Below are 14768 nucleotides of genomic sequence, written 5' to 3'. Positions count from 1 at the left end.
CAACACCAATCTATGCTGTATTGGTGTTTTTCATGTTCTCAGAATTAATTTCTTCAAGTGCCAGTTTCAAGGTTGGATAGGCGAATATGAACCCTGCTCGAAGCAGACGGCTTGGCAGCACCCATCGGCTTTTGAGGATTAGCTCAGGCTCTGTTCGAATGACCACCGCCCCGGCCTTTAACATCCAATCAGTGGCTGGCATTCCGAAATCCCTGCCCATGGATTGCCTTAATAAGCGCATGAGTTCCTTATTCTGAACCGGATTCGGGGAACCGCAATTGAATACCCCGTTCATGTCCTCCCTTGCTTCAATGAAACGGACGATTCGATAGAGATCTTCAATATGAATCCAGCTGAACATCTGCTCGCCAGACCCCTGCTTCCCGCCTAAACCAAATTTCACCAAGTTTTGATAGACAGGAATCACTCCTCCGTCTTTTCCTAACGCAATGGTAATCCTTAAGGCCGCCTGCCTGGTAGACGGCAGGTTGAAGCAGAAGAACACTTCCTCCCAACGTTTCCCGACATTAACGGAAAATCCTTCGCCCTCTTCCCCATGATCCTCTGTCATCGGGCGGTCCTCTGCATGACGGTAGATTGTTGCTGTGCTCGAATTAATCCAAAGCGCAGGCGGGTTTTCACATTTCTCAATCGTTTCGCCAATAATCAGTGTCGTGTCGATCCGCGAATTCAATATTTCCTTTTTATTCCTTTCATTATAACGGCAGTTTACGGATTTTCCGGCTAGGTTTATGACAAGGGATGCTCCATCGACAGCCTCCAATATCCCCTCACGGTCATTCCAATTTATATGGGGCTCTTGCCTGGATATGATGACAATATCATATCCTTCCTCTCGATATTTTTTCTCGAAATATTGGCCAATGAATCCCGTACCTCCCGCTAACACAACCCTTTTTGACATCGACATCGCCTCACACAATAGATTTTGTTCAACACCTACCCTCTATGTTACCAAATTATTCCTTAAATAACCTAAATATTTTTGTACAATGTCAATATCATAATTTTGATAAAGGGTTCTCGTTCCTACAGCATCCTCAATTTCATTAAATAGGAGCTCACCCTTTTCATCAATTAAGAAATCGATACCTACAAAATCAAATTTCATGATGGATAAGATGCTCATGACCAACCTTCGTTCCTTGGAGGATAAGGAGTAGGCGTCAGCCCTCCCGCCTAAGGAATAGTTCGACTTAAAGCTTTCTGTTGACTGTCTTTTCACGCAAGCGACGATCTCCCCGCCCATGCAAAAGGCTCTGATATCAGTACCCGGATTGAGGCACATTTCCTGAATGAGGATTTGTTCAACCCCATACTGGTCCACATATTCAGTCAATTGCTCTTTATTGTCAACCTTATGCACCTCACTTCCGCCATGGCCAGCTAATGTCTTCACTATGAGCGGGTATTCCATTCCGTGGTTTTCCCAGTCTGAAAGCCCATAAAGGGTCTTAACAGACCTAATGCCATGTGCGTTTATGAGCTGATGTGTCTTGGCCTTATCATTACATATATCCGTTACAGCTGATGAATTGAACACTTTGCAGCCCATCCATTCAAGCTGCAGGGCAAGGCGGCTGTTGCGGCTCCGGTTAATGGCAAAATCGGGTGCACTCTCCCATTTTTCCTTTCCTTGTTGAATAAATAAACGGCCCCCCTCAGAACCAAGAGCAAGTTGATCTGTCAAAATCAGTTGCAGCTCCAGACCATGCTTCGGCCCCTCCTCAATAAAACGATTCGCAAACCATTGATTCTTCTCATAGTCCTCACGTTCATAAAGAATGATTCCTTTTATCATTTTCCTACCGCCTGGATGATATGGTCAAAGATGGCCTCAGTAACATCGATTCCTGTGCAGTCATAAATATTTTTAATATGGGCATTAGAATTGACCTCACATAAGACTGGCTCACCCTCCTGTCCAAATAATAGATCCACTCCAGAGAATTCTGCCCCAATCTGTTCGCTTGCGGCTATCGCCAGCTCACAAAAATCAGCGGGCGGCTGAAACGGCCTCATCACGCCTCCATTGGTCACATTCGCCCGGAAATCTGTTTCGGAAACTCTCATCATCGCCGCAACCACCTTGCTGCCAACCACATGAATTCTACAATCCCGTCCAAAACTGCTTTCAATGAATTCTTGATATAAATGGGGCAAATACAAAAGCTCATTTCTTCTTGCTGCCAATTCTTCTCGATTCCGAACGAGGTATACTTGTTCACCGAATGAACCATAAGCCTCTTTAATAATGATTGGATAACTCAGCTCCTGTTCAACCAAGTCAATAAAGGAAGTATTCTTTTCTTTCGTTCCCTCGTACATCAGCGGAGAAAAAATGGTTTTCGGCATACGTATGCCTTTGCCTGCCAGCCTCTGAAAGGTAGCAATCTTATCATCACAGGCCGCAACCGCATCAGCACGATTGAATAGCCGGAACCCTTGTCTCTCTAGCTGCCTCGCAAGCCGGATATCCTTATCAAGGAATAGAATGAAATCAGGATAGGGAATCCGTTTATCCCATTTAACGACAGCCTGTCCATTCTCTATTACACTCAGTAATTCCTGGTTTGCCACAAGTTCTAGGGCAAGGTTCTTTCTCTTGGCAGTCTGCCGATACCATTCATGAATTTCGTTAAATTTGGCTGAATTCAATGCCCCGTTATAGACCAGCCATCCTGTTTGTTTTCCCATACGTATTACTCCTTATGTACAGCTTTCATTATTGTCCATTATACCAAATGAATGAAGACATGTTCCCGTTCCATTCCCCTGCTCATATGCTTTGAACATCAACCCATAACAATCAGCTTTGAGGTGTATACTGTCATGAGCGAAAGACGAATGTATAAACGGACCGACATTGCAAACGAATCAGCCATTCCATCATGGGGCAAGGAAGCTTACAAGAAATGGCATGAGATCGTATCAGATTATCATTTCCCCTGTCATTTTGGGGTGCAGGCAGAGAAAGCAGATCATCTGCGTTACTGCTTTGCAGAGGAACAGGAACTCTCCCATCTGCCAGAGGCATTAATTCAATTTCTTACACTCTCTAGGAATCACCCCGAAAAACGCCATGCCCTCGTTCTTTTTGTGAAACCAGGTCAGACCTGGAATAGCTTTGATGATTACCATGATTATTTCTGGGAAGTTCTTTCTTTCCTGCATGAACAGGATCCACTCCCTTGGCCAGAGAACATTCCGCTCAACCCAGATGACCCATTATGGGAATTTTCCTTCGGGGGTGAACCGATTTTCATTTCCGCGAATGCGCCAATCTACGAAAAGCACACAACCAGGAATGTCGGTCCATGCCTTGTGCTGATTTTTCAGCCAAGGAGAATTTTTCAGGATATCACCTATGAGACTCCCCAAGGAAAACGAGCCATTGATGCCATTCGCCGTAAAGTAGAAGCAATTGAAGGAATGCCCATCCATCCCGATTTAGGTGCTTATGATGACGAAGAAAAGCGGGAATGGAAACAGTACATGATAACGGATGACAATCAACCGGCCATAGGGAAATGTCCAATGAGCGGCCGATTAGTCAAAAAAAGACCGTCAACTCCATAAAGTTGACGGTCTTTTCTATTCATTCTGCCTCTAATGCCGACAAAGTGTCTTCTTTAATGAATTTCACAAACAAATACCTAACAATTGGCCCCATAATCAGCCATTGTAATGGGAAGGCTGCAATGAAATTCTTTAAAAAGATGGACAAATACGCGCTTAGCCAAGATACCCCGGCAGTGCCTGCGTGCAGATGAACGGTAATCAGCCCATAGACAGACATAGTGGCCGCCATCCCAAACACCATAAATGCAGACATTTTCAATACCATGTGAATTTTTTTCGTTTTAGTCGGAAATACCTTTGACGCAGCCTTTCTGGCAAGCGGACCAACGACAAATAAATCAAGTGACAGGGCAATGACAAACCCAGCCGCGAAGCTTAATAATAGCTCCATAAACGTAACAGTCGTTAAGACCCCATTAAGCCACATATTATAAAATGTCATAACAAGTACCATTCCAAAGCACATCATTGTGCCAAAAAAGAGGCCTTCTCTCTTTGCTGCAGGCAAGGCTCTCATCCTTTCTTTTCTTGCAATCGTTCTAAGTATAGTAGGGATGAGCTAAGATGATCAGCCTATCCGTTCAATCAGCTTGGATGAATTATTCCTCGGCGAGTTTACCTCTTTTGATACCTCAAAGATTTCCATCTCATCCGTATTGTACGGAGTTAACACCTTGTCCAAGATGGCTGTATCATGAACGCTCGGATTTAACCACAGCTGTTCAGCCTCTTGCTTTAAAATGACAGGCATACGGTCATGCACGAAAGAAACTGCTTCATTTGCATCAGTTGTAATGATGGTACAGGAATGGACTGAACTCCCATCCGGCGATTTCCACGTCTCCCATAGTCCCGCAAATCCGAATGGCTCATTGGATTTCAGCGTAATACAATAGGGAGTTTTCCCTTCCTCCGTCCTTTTCCACTCATAAAAGGCATCCGAAACAATGAGGCAGCGGCGATTTTGATACGCATTCCGGAAACTCCTTTTTTCACTCAAGCTCTCCGCACGGGCATTAATCATTTTATAGCCAATCCGTTCATCCTTTGCCCAGGAAGGAATAAATCCCCACCGCAAATAGCCCAGCCAATTTTGTGAGCCATCATTGATAACGGCAAGCACCTGCTGGGAAGGGGCAATATTATAGCTCTTCTCAAAGTCTGCCTCATCGATTGCTCCTGCTGCAATCGCAAATCGTTCAATGATTGTTTCATACGTCGAAAATAAGGTAAATCTCCCGCACATACAATCACCTCTTTACCCCCATTATAGCAGGGAGAACGTTGATTCCCAAACAAGCGAAAAAGCCCCTCATCAGGAGCTTTTCACTAGTACTTCATATCAATCGCCTTATTGGCGTTCTTGATATCTGAATCAATCAGCTTCTGCATATCAAATGCATGATACAACCCTTTCTTGCTCATATAATGAAAGATTTGCGCATGCAGGTCAATCAATCCATTCAGCTGATTCACCAAGGTTCTTCTCAATACCGGTGTTGCTGTTTCCGTAATGGCAATGGCATATGAGCGGATTAGCGTCTTGACCTGAATCAAGATACTTCCTGCATAATATCCCTTATCCAATTGGGCACGCTCTTCGGCATCCTCTCTTGTTGGTGCCTTTGGAAAGAAGGCGAGCAAATCCTTTAAATAGCGCTGCATCACCTTTATCGTGGCAGTATAAAGATTCTTTAATTCTTGACAAGGTACATTGCCGACTTCCTTCTTCAACGTCATTAGCATATTCGATTCCATTGCGACTAATTCATGGAGCTCAAGTGCCTCATGATAAGCCAGTGAGCCATTGCTCATTTGATCCACTTCCTCTCGGGGGGTGTAAGTTTCCCCTACAGCATATGAAATGGCGGCTTGTCACTTGCCATACTCCCGCTATAAAAAAAGAGACACCTGCCGGATAGTACGGCAAGTACCTCTTCACTTCAGCCTATCAACTCTTCATGATCGATATCTTTTATTTCTTTTTCTGTCAAGGATTCCTCTATGTCACGTTCACGATGAGCTAATCGCGATGCAGCGCTAGCAGCAATGGCTGCCACCAAATCATCAAGGAATGTGTTAACGCCGCTCCCTTCTTTCTTCGTATCTAAATAGCGGATAATTCCTATTTTATTTTTGTCGAGATGACCAAATGTCGTCACCCCAATGCTGCCGTAACTAAGGGTTGCTCCAAAGGCGATGGTTTCATCAACGCCAAATAACGGCTCATCCGATTCCACTATAGACTGTAAAGGCTCAGACAGCATCTTTTTCTCCGCAAGCATATCCAGTTCCACTCCCACTAAAATGGCATGCTGAATCTCCCTCTTCATGAGAACACGTTCGATACTGTATATACAATCTTCCATCGTTAAATTATCGTTATAGGGTAATTGCATTTGATAAACAATTTTAGCAATAGAATCAATACTGACACCACGTTTATGCAAAGCCTGCTTTGCGGCTTTCGTGACGGTTTTACTGTGTACATGCTCTTTTTTCATCTCTTCATAACTCCTTTACTTGCTTTCTCTAATTATACCATTTATAAGGTTCAGAGCATTTTGAAATCTCAAATATATTAAATTTACCATCTTATGCTAGAATAGACATGTATACGATTACATGAGGTGAAATAAATGTCCAGACAAACAGGCACCATCATCGATAAGATGTTTCACAGCGAGGCTTTGCAGGAAGAGGTCCCTTTACTCCTCTATCTCCCTGCGTCATTTTCTCCGCTCTATAAGTATTCCCTTCTCATCGCACAGGACGGGAAGGATTATTTCCAAATGGGCAAGATTGGGAGAGTAGCAGACCGTTTACTAGAGGAGGGGAAAATCGAAAATATTATCATAGTGGGTATTCCTTATCGTAACAGCGAAGACCGTTGGGATAAATACTACCCTGGCGGTGATAAATTTGAAGCCTATAAGCGGTTTCTTGCCCGCGAGCTCCTGCCATACCTAGAGGAGGAGTATCCAACCTATCATATTGGCATGAGCCGGGCGCTTATCGGTGACTCCCTCGGAGCAACCGTTTCTTTAATGACCGCCCTTGATTACCCGCACACCTTCGGAAAGGCTGCCCTCCATTCGCCTCTCGTCAACGAGAGCGTTCTAGAGGCTGTCGAACAGTTTTCTTATCCGCATCTCATGCATATTTACCATGTGATTGGCAATAAGGAAACAGCGGTTCAAACGACCAGGCAGGAGTTCATTGATTTTCTAACCCCTAACCGGGAATTGAACCTGCTTATTGAAAGTCAAGGATTCCCCTCTTTCTTTGAGGAAATAGACGGCGGCGATCACACTTGGCGCTCTTGGCAGGCAGATATGGAACGAACACTGTTATGGCTATTCGGGAATTAACCTGAATAGTGAATGTTTTAAACTTTTGCTATAATATAATCACCTTATCATTAACCATTCGGGGAGGTACAATCATGAACTTTGGCATTGCCATTTTTCCTTCAAAAAAGCTGCAGGACCTAGCTAATTCATATCGAAAACGCTACGATGCACACTACAAATTCATTCCGCCGCATGTAACGCTCAAGTCAACCTTTTCATCCACCGAAGAAGAAGACATCAAACGAATTTCAACTATACTAAAAGAAGTTTCAACCAAGCATGAGCCCTTTACCTTAAAGGTCTTAAAGGTAAGTACCTTTCAACCAATCAATAACGTCATTTACTTAAAGATTGACCCGAATCCGGAACTGTTCAATCTTCATGAAGCCCTTCACACGGAAGAGCTTGGCACGGATAAGCCTTATACATTTGTTCCGCATTTAACGATTGGCCAAGACCTTTCTGATAAGGAAATGCATGATGTACTCGGCCAGTTGAGCTTAATGAAATTTGAACATGAAGAAACCGTTGATCGCTTCCACCTTCTTTATCAGCTGGAAAATGGGACATGGACAGTATATGAAACATTCTTACTTGGAAAGGACCAGTAATTGATGGACATCAAGATCGTCACGAACGAAGAAGAATTACAACAGGCTTATCAAGTACGAAAGATTGTTTTTGTCGATGAACAAAAGGTGCCTGTTGAGGAAGAAATCGATCATCTTGAGGAGGAATCCACTCATTTTCTCGTCATGAATGAGAATGATGAACCGATTGGAGCCGGTCGCTTCCGTATTGTTGATAACTACGGGAAGGTTGAACGCATTTGTGTCTTGCCACAAGCCCGTTCAACCGGTGTTGGGCGCTCCTTAATGGAAGCCATTGAGCAGCATGCCCTTTCACAAGGACTGGAGATTACGAAGCTTAATGCGCAGGTACAGGCAATTCCTTTTTACAAATCACTTGGCTATGGCATTATATCTGAGGAATTTCTTGATGCCGGAATCCCTCATCGAACAATGAAAAAACGGCTGTAACGACAACGAGAGATTGTCTCCCTTGCCAGCAGGCGGGAGATTGTCTCTCGTTTTTCTTTCCACAAGAAAAAGCCTCTTATCTTCTCAAGAGGCTTTTAGTATTAGATGCTCAAATTAATAAACTTCCCAACACCGGTAAGATCACTCATCGTCTGGTTGACTAATGCTTCAGGAATACGGTGGCTTCTGCTGCCTGTATTTAAGCCAGGCATCGGGTAAATCAGGTCTTCTTTGTTCTCTTCAGTATGGGTTACTCCGTTTTCATTCCTGCGAAGAAAAAGAATCGGCTGGACAGCCTTTAAGCCGGTGATGCCATTCTTCCTCATACTCTCTGCAGATACCGTTCTATTCGTATATTGAACATACTCAAACTGCGTGAATGGCATGATATAGCTCATCGGTATCACCTCTTCCCATCTATTAACATACCCCTTTTCTATCTAGAAGAAACCGTCATCCCTCTTTGTAATCTACCTTACGTTTTGTTAAGATTATATTTGTCTGTCAAAGGCAAAAAAAGATATAAATGAGGAATCTGATAATGAAAACAGCTTATTGGAAGAATGAATATATTACATTGGAAGATTGGCCGAAAGAGGCTTATACACGTGTTCATGAGGCCGGTAAGAACGGTGAATTGCATTGTCCCTCATGCCATCAAGCAGTTATTTTCTATTTGGGGATTCATGATAATCCCCACTTTATTCATAAAGACCTGTCAGTCCCTCCTTGTCCTGAAAAGCCAAAAGCAAAAAGCGGTGATGTACCTGCAACAGAGGAAAGTGTCGAGTACGGAGGATTCCGACTGCCTCAGTCTCGTTCCATCACAGCTGTTGAATCAGATCGGAATCACGATTGGCAGCCATCCTTTCACATTAAAAACCTGCCTCCATTCGTTCAGTTGGCAGCCAGCCATCTCGCTAGCTCCCATCCCTTTGTAGAGATGCTGAAGGAACATGGCTGGCCGCTCGATGAGGAGCAATCTAAAGCCGTAACAACCGATGCCAGCCATCTGCTGGTCCTTGCCGGCGCCGGAAGCGGTAAGACTAGGGTGCTCACTTCCCGCACCGCCTATCTTCTGCTTGAGAAGGAGGTCAATCCTAAGTCCGTCATGCTTGTCACCTTCACCTCTAAGGCTGCCCTTGAGATGAAGGAACGACTTAAAAAGATGCCAGGCATGAATCCTTCCATGCTGCAGTCGCTGTATACCGGTACGTTTCACGCGATTTTTTATCGGATTCTCATGCACCATGATCCGCATAAATGGAACTCTGCAAAACTAATTAAATTTGATGGAGAAAAAGAATATATTCTTAAGATGGCAGCTTCTGAGCTTGGAATTGATGAACGGGAATTTGCGTTTGATGCCTGCATACAGCAAATTGGCAAATGGAAGAATGACCTGTACCTGCCGAGCGATGTCCGGCCAGAAGGTGATTTCGAACACTCTGCTTTAGAGCTTTACAAGAAATATGAGCAATATAAAGAAACACACGATAAATTTGATTTTGATGATATGCAGACTGGCTGCTATACGCTTCTGAAATCTGACCAAGCTCTTCTGAAAGCCTATCAAAACCGTTTCCGCTATTTTCTTTTGGATGAGTTTCAGGATATTAATAGAGTGCAATATGAAATTATGCGATTGCTGACGGACAGAGCCGAACACATCTGCTTCGTAGGTGATGATGATCAGGCCATCTATTCATTCCGCGGAAGTGATTCATCCTTCCTGTTGAATTTATCACTTGACTTCCCTGATCTTGAAACGGTTTATCTTGCCGCTAATTACCGTTCAGGTCATAAGATCGTCCAGACCGCTAATCAAATCATTGCTCAAAACCATGTCCGCACACCAAAGAAAATGAGGGCTCTTCATGATCAATCACCGGCTCCTGTCCTGTTTTATCCACATGATGAGGAGATGGAAAGTGTGATGATTATGACGGATATCATGGAAAAGATTCGAAATGGTGCCTCGCCAAATGATTTTGCGATTCTTTATAGAACAAATGTGATGAGCCGAGCCATTTTTGAACGCCTAGCTGTCTCAAGCCTCCCTTTCAGAGTAGATGCTGATTATGATTCATTTTATAACCGCCGGGCCGTCAAGGGCATTCTCGCCTTCCTGAAGGCAAGCCTGAATCCCGATGACCCTAGTATGTTAAATGACTTACTCCCGCCCCTTTATTTGCGAAAAACAGCAGCCCAGGATGCAAAGGCCCTATCCATCTTGAATGATTGCACCTTGCTTGACGCTTTAGCCCATATTGGCGGATTAAAGCCGTTCCAAAAGAAAACCATCGAGAAGGCTGTATCCGTTATCCGCACATTGAAAGAGATGCGCCCAGATGTCGCGATTGAAATAATCGAGAAAGAGCTCGGCTTCCAAAACTATTTAAAAAAACGCGGCAATGAGGGCAATAAGATGGATAAAGGATCTGATGAAATCAAGGATGTGAAAGTAGCCGCAAGCAAATTCACATCTGTGCAGGACTTTGTCGATCATGCTACCCATATGGTCGCGATGTCTAAGGAGGTCAAGAAACGTTCCAAGGATGAGCCATTCGCCATACAGCTTGGCACGATTCACCGCTCCAAAGGGCTGGAGTATAAATATGTATACCTCTTAGGATGCGTGGAAGGCTGCATGCCTCATGACTATGCGCTGGAAGCTTGGCGTGACGGAGACCGAAAGCCTATTGAGGAGGAAAGACGCCTTCTATATGTAGCCGTGACCCGTGCATGCTCTGAGCTTTATATGTCCATTTCATCAAAAAGGCGCGGCAAATCAGCCAAACCTTCCCGTTTCTTAAACAGCTTGAAAAAAGGAGCCGCCATGACCGCAAAATAAGGAAGGGTCCCTATGTATCCCGGATTTATTCGGGAGAACGGCGGCCGTTTCCATCATGCGGGCAAGGGGCTCCTTCCCTTTTTATTTTTTGTTCATCATTTTAGAGATTGTATTAAAATCAAGGGATTTCCCGTCCTTAATGATTGAATTGACCAGTTGGTCCTCCATCTCTTTCGGAACCGGTTTATTAGCAATTTGGGATACCTTCTTAATAACGGAACGGACCGTTTTCTCATCTTTGAAATTTGCATTCTGCAGGGAATTAGCCAATTCCATAATTTCTTTCATATTTACGCCTGTTTTCTTCTCCATGTTTTTAAAGAACCCGTTATCCATTTTTCAGCCTCCTTCTCGATAATGCCATCATATGATGCCCAGCTTGAAGATGTGTTTAAGAATTTATATACAAAAAGGGTCCAGCTGGACTGAACCCTCCATTGTACTTTGTTAGTAAAGAAGAGACAGCAGGATCTCTTCTTTACAACCATATTCAGATTAGCAGAAGCTTGCGCCGACAATTATCAACAGAATGAAGAGAACAACGATTAGCACGAAAGTAGAACCTAATCCGCCACCGTAGCCTCCACCGCCGTAGCCATAACCGCCGCCGCAGCTGCCGCCGTAGCCGCCGCCGCCGTAGCCGCCGCCGCCGTAGCCGTAACATCCAAACATGTAAGTCACCTCGCTTTCGCTTAGTACACTCATAACATATGAGAAAAGCGGTCTCCCTGTCTGGGCTAAATTACAGCTTCAAATACCTATTTTAATTTGCCCTTGTCTCACCCTTGATACATCCACTACAATTAAGGTAAAAACACAGCAAGGATTGAGACATTATGAATATTGAATGGAAAGAGTTAGACTTACATGATTCAGATTCATTACTTAATGAAGCTCTTCGCTTATATGATGAATCATTTCCAGAGGAAGTGCGTGAAAGCCACGATCTTTTCCGACGCAGCCTGACCCTTAGCTCAAGCGAGAATGTCTATCATTTTCTCGTTGGCTTAGAGAATGGGAAGGTGATTTCGATGGCAACAGCCCATTATTTCGCTCGAGCCAATTTCGGATACATCGTCTATTTAGCTGCCCACCCAGAAAAGCGCGGGATAGGATTAGGGAAGAAAACGATTGAGGAAATGCGCAGGCGGCTTCAACTAGACGCAAAAGCAAGCGGCTACCCATCTCTTAGCGCTGTTGTCCTGGAGACAGAAAAAGAAACAACGGCCCATGATGAGGAGGAATATGCCATCAACCTCAAAAGACTAAAGTTCTTTGAGAGCTTAGGCTTCCAGATTGCCGAAGTAGAATATGTACAGCCTCCCCTTTTTCACGGGCAGATTCCCGTCCCGCTGTATCTGCAAATGAATATTCTAGATGAGACGGCATCCTTGACACCTGAGGATATCATCGAGGTTTTGTATAAAGAGAAATATAATAAGGTAAACCAAATCTCTTCGAAAGAGTTAGAGCTTTGCCTGCAACCCTAAAAAAGACAAGGCGCTTAACCTTGTCTTTTTTGTTCCAGCATTTATTTCATTTATCCCTTTGGTTTAAAAATTAAGGCTGCAAGAAAACCAAAAACAACAGCAGCAGAGATCCCGGAAGATGTAATCTCAAACATTCCAGTCAATACACCTACAAGTCCATGCTGGCCTGCCTCCTGCATTGCCCCGTTTACAAGGGAATTGCCGAAACTGACAATCGGAATCGTTGCTCCTGCTCCAGCAAAATTGGCAAGTGGTTCATACCACCTAAAGCCCCCAAGGACCGCACCAGTTACAACCAATAAACTCATCGTATGGGCAGGTGTCAGCTTGGCAATGTCAAAAAGAAGCTGGCCAATTACGCAAATCAGCCCGCCAACGACAAAAGCCCAAAAAAACATGGCTAGCATAAGCTTTCCTCCCTTCCCTACTCCATCTCAATAGACACAGCGTGTGCTATGCATGGAATGGATTCATTCTGCTGTACCGTTAGCGGCGAAAGCAAGGCCCCGGTTGCCGCTAGTAAAATCCGTTTATAGGTGCCCTTTTTCATCTCATTCAGTAAATGGCCGTAAAGGACGGTTGCAGAGCAGCCTGCCCCGCTCCCGCCAGATTGTACGTTCTGGTCATCCTTATAAAGCATAAGACCGCAGTCACGAAACTGCCCTTCCTTCAACTTCAGACCCTTTTGCTCTAATAGATCCTGAGCTGTCGCTTGGCCGATTTTCCCAAGATCCCCCGTCACAATTAAATCATAATGGTCGGGCTTTAAATTGAAATCGCTGAAGTGAGCAGCAATGGTATCTGCCGCAGCCGGTGCCATCGCTCCTCCCATATTGAACGGGTCTGCCATCCCCAAATCAATTACTTTTCCGATTGTCGCACTCTTCACAACAATTTGATTCGAAGCAGCTTTCTTATTCTGCTCAAGCAGGGCAGTTCCTGCACCAGTCACGGTCCACTGGGCGGTCGGCGGCTTTTGCCCCCCGTACTCTGTTGGATAGCGAAACTGCTTCTCGATGGCCGCATTATGGCTCGATGCACCTGTCAGCACCTTCTCCGCCCCTCGGTAATTGACGACAAAGGCTGCGAGTGCCAGCCCCTCCATCGATGTTGAGCATGCACCGAACAGCCCTAGATACGGAATCGCCATTGTTCTTGCCGCAAAGCTTGTCGGGGTAATTTGATTCACTAGATCTCCCGCAAACAGGAATTGAATATCCTCATTTTTCAAGCCCTTTTTCTTTATCGCACAGCTGGCCGCTTCTTCAAGGAGGACACGATGCGCTTTCTCATAGGAATCCTCATTGAGCCATAAATCATCATGAATAATGTCAAAATCATCTCGAAGATGCCCTTGACCTTCAAAGGGGCCTACGCTGACACCCGTGGAGGTAATCACAGGATGATTCTGAAAAAGCCAAGATTGTTTGCCACTCAGCATAATTACCCTCCTATTATCATTTGATATATTTGCTTGATCAGCGCAACGACAAAGGCAGAGAATACACCGAATACAATAACCGACCCTGCCAGTTTGAACATATTGCTTCCCACACCAAGGACGAGCCCCTCTGTACGGTGCTCTATCGCAGCTGAAATCACTGAGTTTCCAAAGCCTGTCACCGGAACAGCACTTCCTGCGCCGGCATATTGTCCAATCCGGTCATATACACCAAAGCCCGTCAGAAGCATCGCGATGAAAATCATCGTAGCAACAGTTGGGTTCCCTGCCGTCTGCTCTGTGAAATTAAAGAAAAAAATATAAAAGTACGTAATCAATTGCCCGACTAAACAGAAGCATCCTCCCACCCAAAAGGCCTTTAAGCAATTCATTAAAATCGGACGTTTCGTCTCATATTTTTGTTCCAATTTCTCATATTGTTTTTGCTCAGGTGTTTTATTGTTTTTAGCCATTGCCCTTCACCTACCTAAGTCATTTCTTTTTCAAGATTTTCTATCTTTCCAAACCATTTCTTTGCCTTCTCTTTTGAATAACCTTTATCCTGTACTTGAACGATTAGTTCGACAACCTCAAGGAATATTTTCATGTCACTCGAGATGACAATGTCATAACCTTTAAACTTCTTATTCAAATCACTAGTCAAGTCTTTATCGATTGATGCCATCTTGAAGCGTTTCAAATGCTTCACCTTATAGGCAACCAATATGTCCTTTCCATTCTGCACGACCGCCACATCATATATTTCATCATGATCGGCAACGGTCTTTTTGATTTTCTCGAGCGGTGCTTCCTTATCCCCGCCCAAATACACAGGGTCCATGTCTACTGATGAGATAAGCGACCGAATGGCTTCCTTGCTGCTCGAATCACCAGCACATCCCCCTAAAAAAATCGAGAAAAGAAGCATGGTTATTGATACCAGATAGATTTTCCTCACTATTTTTTCACCCCTACTATAAAACTCAC

20 protein-coding genes are annotated in these 14768 nt (G+C 44.3%); 6 read left to right on the top strand and 14 right to left on the bottom strand.

Annotated features, from left to right (window positions below; all coding sequences use genetic code 11):
• Positions 1-10: 10 nt before the first annotated feature.
• The 3 genes from ACY8DX_RS05755 to ACY8DX_RS05745 are packed head-to-tail and all read right to left on the bottom strand — an operon-like array spanning position 11 to position 2718.
• Positions 11-925, bottom strand: coding sequence for a TIGR01777 family oxidoreductase (locus tag ACY8DX_RS05755; RefSeq protein WP_462406351.1), 915 nt, complete (start codon positions 923-925; stop codon positions 11-13).
• Positions 926-967: 42 nt separating this feature from the next.
• Entirely contained in the window at positions 968-1822 is an 855-nt protein-coding gene (locus ACY8DX_RS05750; protein ID WP_462406350.1) for an ATP-grasp domain-containing protein, read from the bottom strand.
• Complete coding sequence (locus ACY8DX_RS05745; RefSeq protein ID WP_049671728.1) at positions 1819-2718, bottom strand: ATP-grasp domain-containing protein; 900 nt, start codon at positions 2716-2718, stop codon at positions 1819-1821. The genes ACY8DX_RS05750 and ACY8DX_RS05745 overlap by 4 nt, the downstream gene beginning before the upstream one ends.
• A gap of 135 nt (positions 2719-2853) precedes the next feature.
• Here ACY8DX_RS05745 and ACY8DX_RS05740 point away from each other — a divergent pair, with 135 nt between their 5' ends.
• Entirely contained in the window at positions 2854-3600 is a 747-nt protein-coding gene (locus tag ACY8DX_RS05740; protein WP_462406349.1) for a YqcI/YcgG family protein, read from the top strand.
• Positions 3601-3619: 19 nt separating this feature from the next.
• On the opposite strand, the gene ACY8DX_RS05735 is transcribed toward ACY8DX_RS05740, so the two are convergent.
• The 4 genes from ACY8DX_RS05735 to ACY8DX_RS05720 all read right to left on the bottom strand — a co-directional run bounded on the left by ACY8DX_RS05735 (position 3620) and on the right by ACY8DX_RS05720 (position 6107).
• Complete coding sequence (locus tag ACY8DX_RS05735) at positions 3620-4111, bottom strand: DUF2798 domain-containing protein (protein ID WP_462406348.1); 492 nt, start codon at positions 4109-4111, stop codon at positions 3620-3622.
• A gap of 60 nt (positions 4112-4171) precedes the next feature.
• Positions 4172-4849: an SOS response-associated peptidase gene (locus ACY8DX_RS05730; protein WP_462406347.1), complete on the bottom strand. Its 678-nt coding sequence runs from the start codon at positions 4847-4849 to the stop codon at positions 4172-4174.
• Between the two features lie 83 nt (positions 4850-4932).
• Positions 4933-5418 carry a spore coat protein gene (locus tag ACY8DX_RS05725; protein WP_049671731.1) on the bottom strand — a complete coding sequence of 162 codons (486 nt, stop codon included), beginning with the start codon at positions 5416-5418 and terminating at the stop codon, positions 4933-4935.
• A gap of 128 nt (positions 5419-5546) precedes the next feature.
• Complete coding sequence (locus tag ACY8DX_RS05720) at positions 5547-6107, bottom strand: phosphatidylglycerophosphatase A family protein (protein ID WP_049671732.1); 561 nt, start codon at positions 6105-6107, stop codon at positions 5547-5549.
• A gap of 135 nt (positions 6108-6242) precedes the next feature.
• On the opposite strand from ACY8DX_RS05720, the gene ACY8DX_RS05715 reads away from it, so the two are divergent.
• The 3 genes from ACY8DX_RS05715 to ACY8DX_RS05705 all read left to right on the top strand — a co-directional run bounded on the left by ACY8DX_RS05715 (position 6243) and on the right by ACY8DX_RS05705 (position 7996).
• A complete protein-coding gene (locus tag ACY8DX_RS05715; protein WP_462406346.1) occupies positions 6243-6974 on the top strand; it encodes an alpha/beta hydrolase in 732 nt (243 codons plus the stop codon).
• A gap of 74 nt (positions 6975-7048) precedes the next feature.
• Positions 7049-7567, top strand: a complete 519-nt coding sequence (locus ACY8DX_RS05710) for a 2'-5' RNA ligase family protein (protein WP_049671734.1) — start codon at positions 7049-7051, stop codon at positions 7565-7567.
• Positions 7568-7570: 3 nt separating this feature from the next.
• A complete protein-coding gene (locus ACY8DX_RS05705) occupies positions 7571-7996 on the top strand; it encodes a GNAT family N-acetyltransferase (RefSeq protein WP_462406345.1) in 426 nt (141 codons plus the stop codon).
• Between the two features lie 101 nt (positions 7997-8097).
• Here the strand turns inward: ACY8DX_RS05705 and ACY8DX_RS05700 are convergent, their stop codons facing one another.
• Complete coding sequence (locus tag ACY8DX_RS05700; protein ID WP_462406344.1) at positions 8098-8394, bottom strand: hypothetical protein; 297 nt, start codon at positions 8392-8394, stop codon at positions 8098-8100.
• Between the two features lie 143 nt (positions 8395-8537).
• On the opposite strand from ACY8DX_RS05700, the gene ACY8DX_RS05695 reads away from it, so the two are divergent.
• Positions 8538-10850, top strand: a complete 2313-nt coding sequence (locus tag ACY8DX_RS05695) for a UvrD-helicase domain-containing protein (protein WP_462406343.1) — start codon at positions 8538-8540, stop codon at positions 10848-10850.
• 81 nt (positions 10851-10931) lie between these two features.
• On the opposite strand, the gene spoVIF is transcribed toward ACY8DX_RS05695, so the two are convergent.
• Together spoVIF and ACY8DX_RS05685 are read right to left on the bottom strand one after the other, a co-directional pair.
• Complete coding sequence (spoVIF, locus tag ACY8DX_RS05690; protein WP_049671737.1) at positions 10932-11186, bottom strand: sporulation-specific transcription regulator SpoVIF; 255 nt, start codon at positions 11184-11186, stop codon at positions 10932-10934.
• A 159-nt stretch (positions 11187-11345) separates the two neighbouring features.
• A complete protein-coding gene (locus ACY8DX_RS05685) occupies positions 11346-11522 on the bottom strand; it encodes a YjcZ family sporulation protein (RefSeq protein WP_462406896.1) in 177 nt (58 codons plus the stop codon).
• 164 nt (positions 11523-11686) lie between these two features.
• Here ACY8DX_RS05685 and ACY8DX_RS05680 point away from each other — a divergent pair, with 164 nt between their 5' ends.
• A complete protein-coding gene (locus tag ACY8DX_RS05680; protein WP_462406342.1) occupies positions 11687-12340 on the top strand; it encodes a GNAT family N-acetyltransferase in 654 nt (217 codons plus the stop codon).
• A gap of 50 nt (positions 12341-12390) precedes the next feature.
• On the opposite strand, the gene spoVAE is transcribed toward ACY8DX_RS05680, so the two are convergent.
• Genes spoVAE through ACY8DX_RS05660 form a run of 4 tightly spaced genes read right to left on the bottom strand, consistent with a single transcriptional unit; the run spans position 12391 to position 14739 of the window.
• Positions 12391-12747 (bottom strand): stage V sporulation protein AE, encoded by a 357-nt coding sequence (gene spoVAE, locus ACY8DX_RS05675; protein ID WP_049671740.1) that lies wholly within the window; start codon positions 12745-12747, stop codon positions 12391-12393.
• Between the two features lie 17 nt (positions 12748-12764).
• Positions 12765-13781, bottom strand: coding sequence for a stage V sporulation protein AD (gene spoVAD / locus ACY8DX_RS05670; protein WP_462406341.1), 1017 nt, complete (start codon positions 13779-13781; stop codon positions 12765-12767).
• Between the two features lie 2 nt (positions 13782-13783).
• A complete protein-coding gene (spoVAC, locus tag ACY8DX_RS05665; RefSeq protein WP_462406340.1) occupies positions 13784-14254 on the bottom strand; it encodes a stage V sporulation protein AC in 471 nt (156 codons plus the stop codon).
• Between the two features lie 14 nt (positions 14255-14268).
• Positions 14269-14739 (bottom strand): YhcN/YlaJ family sporulation lipoprotein, encoded by a 471-nt coding sequence (locus tag ACY8DX_RS05660; RefSeq protein WP_049671743.1) that lies wholly within the window; start codon positions 14737-14739, stop codon positions 14269-14271.
• Positions 14740-14768: the final 29 nt, after the last annotated feature.

The sequence above is a fragment of the Gracilibacillus sp. Marseille-QA3620 genome (genome assembly GCF_054950035.1).
Note: the sequence above shows the minus strand (reverse complement) of the source record. Positions and strands in the feature narration are given on the sequence as shown.

Coding starts and splice junctions, on each gene's coding strand:
- ACY8DX_RS05755 (WP_462406351.1), bottom strand. CDS start 925: ATGTCAAAAAGGGTTGTGTTAGCGGGAGGTACGGGATTCATTGGCCAA.
- ACY8DX_RS05750 (WP_462406350.1), bottom strand. CDS start 1,822: ATGATAAAAGGAATCATTCTTTATGAACGTGAGGACTATGAGAAGAAT.
- ACY8DX_RS05745 (WP_049671728.1), bottom strand. CDS start 2,718: ATGGGAAAACAAACAGGATGGCTGGTCTATAACGGGGCATTGAATTCA.
- ACY8DX_RS05740 (WP_462406349.1), top strand. CDS start 2,854: ATGAGCGAAAGACGAATGTATAAACGGACCGACATTGCAAACGAATCA.
- ACY8DX_RS05730 (WP_462406347.1), bottom strand. CDS start 4,849: ATGTGCGGGAGATTTACCTTATTTTCGACGTATGAAACAATCATTGAA.
- ACY8DX_RS05725 (WP_049671731.1), bottom strand. CDS start 5,418: ATGAGCAATGGCTCACTGGCTTATCATGAGGCACTTGAGCTCCATGAA.
- ACY8DX_RS05720 (WP_049671732.1), bottom strand. CDS start 6,107: ATGAAAAAAGAGCATGTACACAGTAAAACCGTCACGAAAGCCGCAAAG.
- ACY8DX_RS05715 (WP_462406346.1), top strand. CDS start 6,243: ATGTCCAGACAAACAGGCACCATCATCGATAAGATGTTTCACAGCGAG.
- ACY8DX_RS05710 (WP_049671734.1), top strand. CDS start 7,049: ATGAACTTTGGCATTGCCATTTTTCCTTCAAAAAAGCTGCAGGACCTA.
- ACY8DX_RS05705 (WP_462406345.1), top strand. CDS start 7,571: ATGGACATCAAGATCGTCACGAACGAAGAAGAATTACAACAGGCTTAT.
- ACY8DX_RS05700 (WP_462406344.1), bottom strand. CDS start 8,394: ATGAGCTATATCATGCCATTCACGCAGTTTGAGTATGTTCAATATACG.
- ACY8DX_RS05695 (WP_462406343.1), top strand. CDS start 8,538: ATGAAAACAGCTTATTGGAAGAATGAATATATTACATTGGAAGATTGG.
- spoVIF (WP_049671737.1), bottom strand. CDS start 11,186: ATGGATAACGGGTTCTTTAAAAACATGGAGAAGAAAACAGGCGTAAAT.
- ACY8DX_RS05685 (WP_462406896.1), bottom strand. CDS start 11,522: ATGTTTGGATGTTACGGCTACGGCGGCGGCGGCTACGGCGGCGGCGGC.
- ACY8DX_RS05680 (WP_462406342.1), top strand. CDS start 11,687: ATGAATATTGAATGGAAAGAGTTAGACTTACATGATTCAGATTCATTA.
- spoVAE (WP_049671740.1), bottom strand. CDS start 12,747: ATGCTAGCCATGTTTTTTTGGGCTTTTGTCGTTGGCGGGCTGATTTGC.
- spoVAD (WP_462406341.1), bottom strand. CDS start 13,781: ATGCTGAGTGGCAAACAATCTTGGCTTTTTCAGAATCATCCTGTGATT.
- spoVAC (WP_462406340.1), bottom strand. CDS start 14,254: ATGGCTAAAAACAATAAAACACCTGAGCAAAAACAATATGAGAAATTG.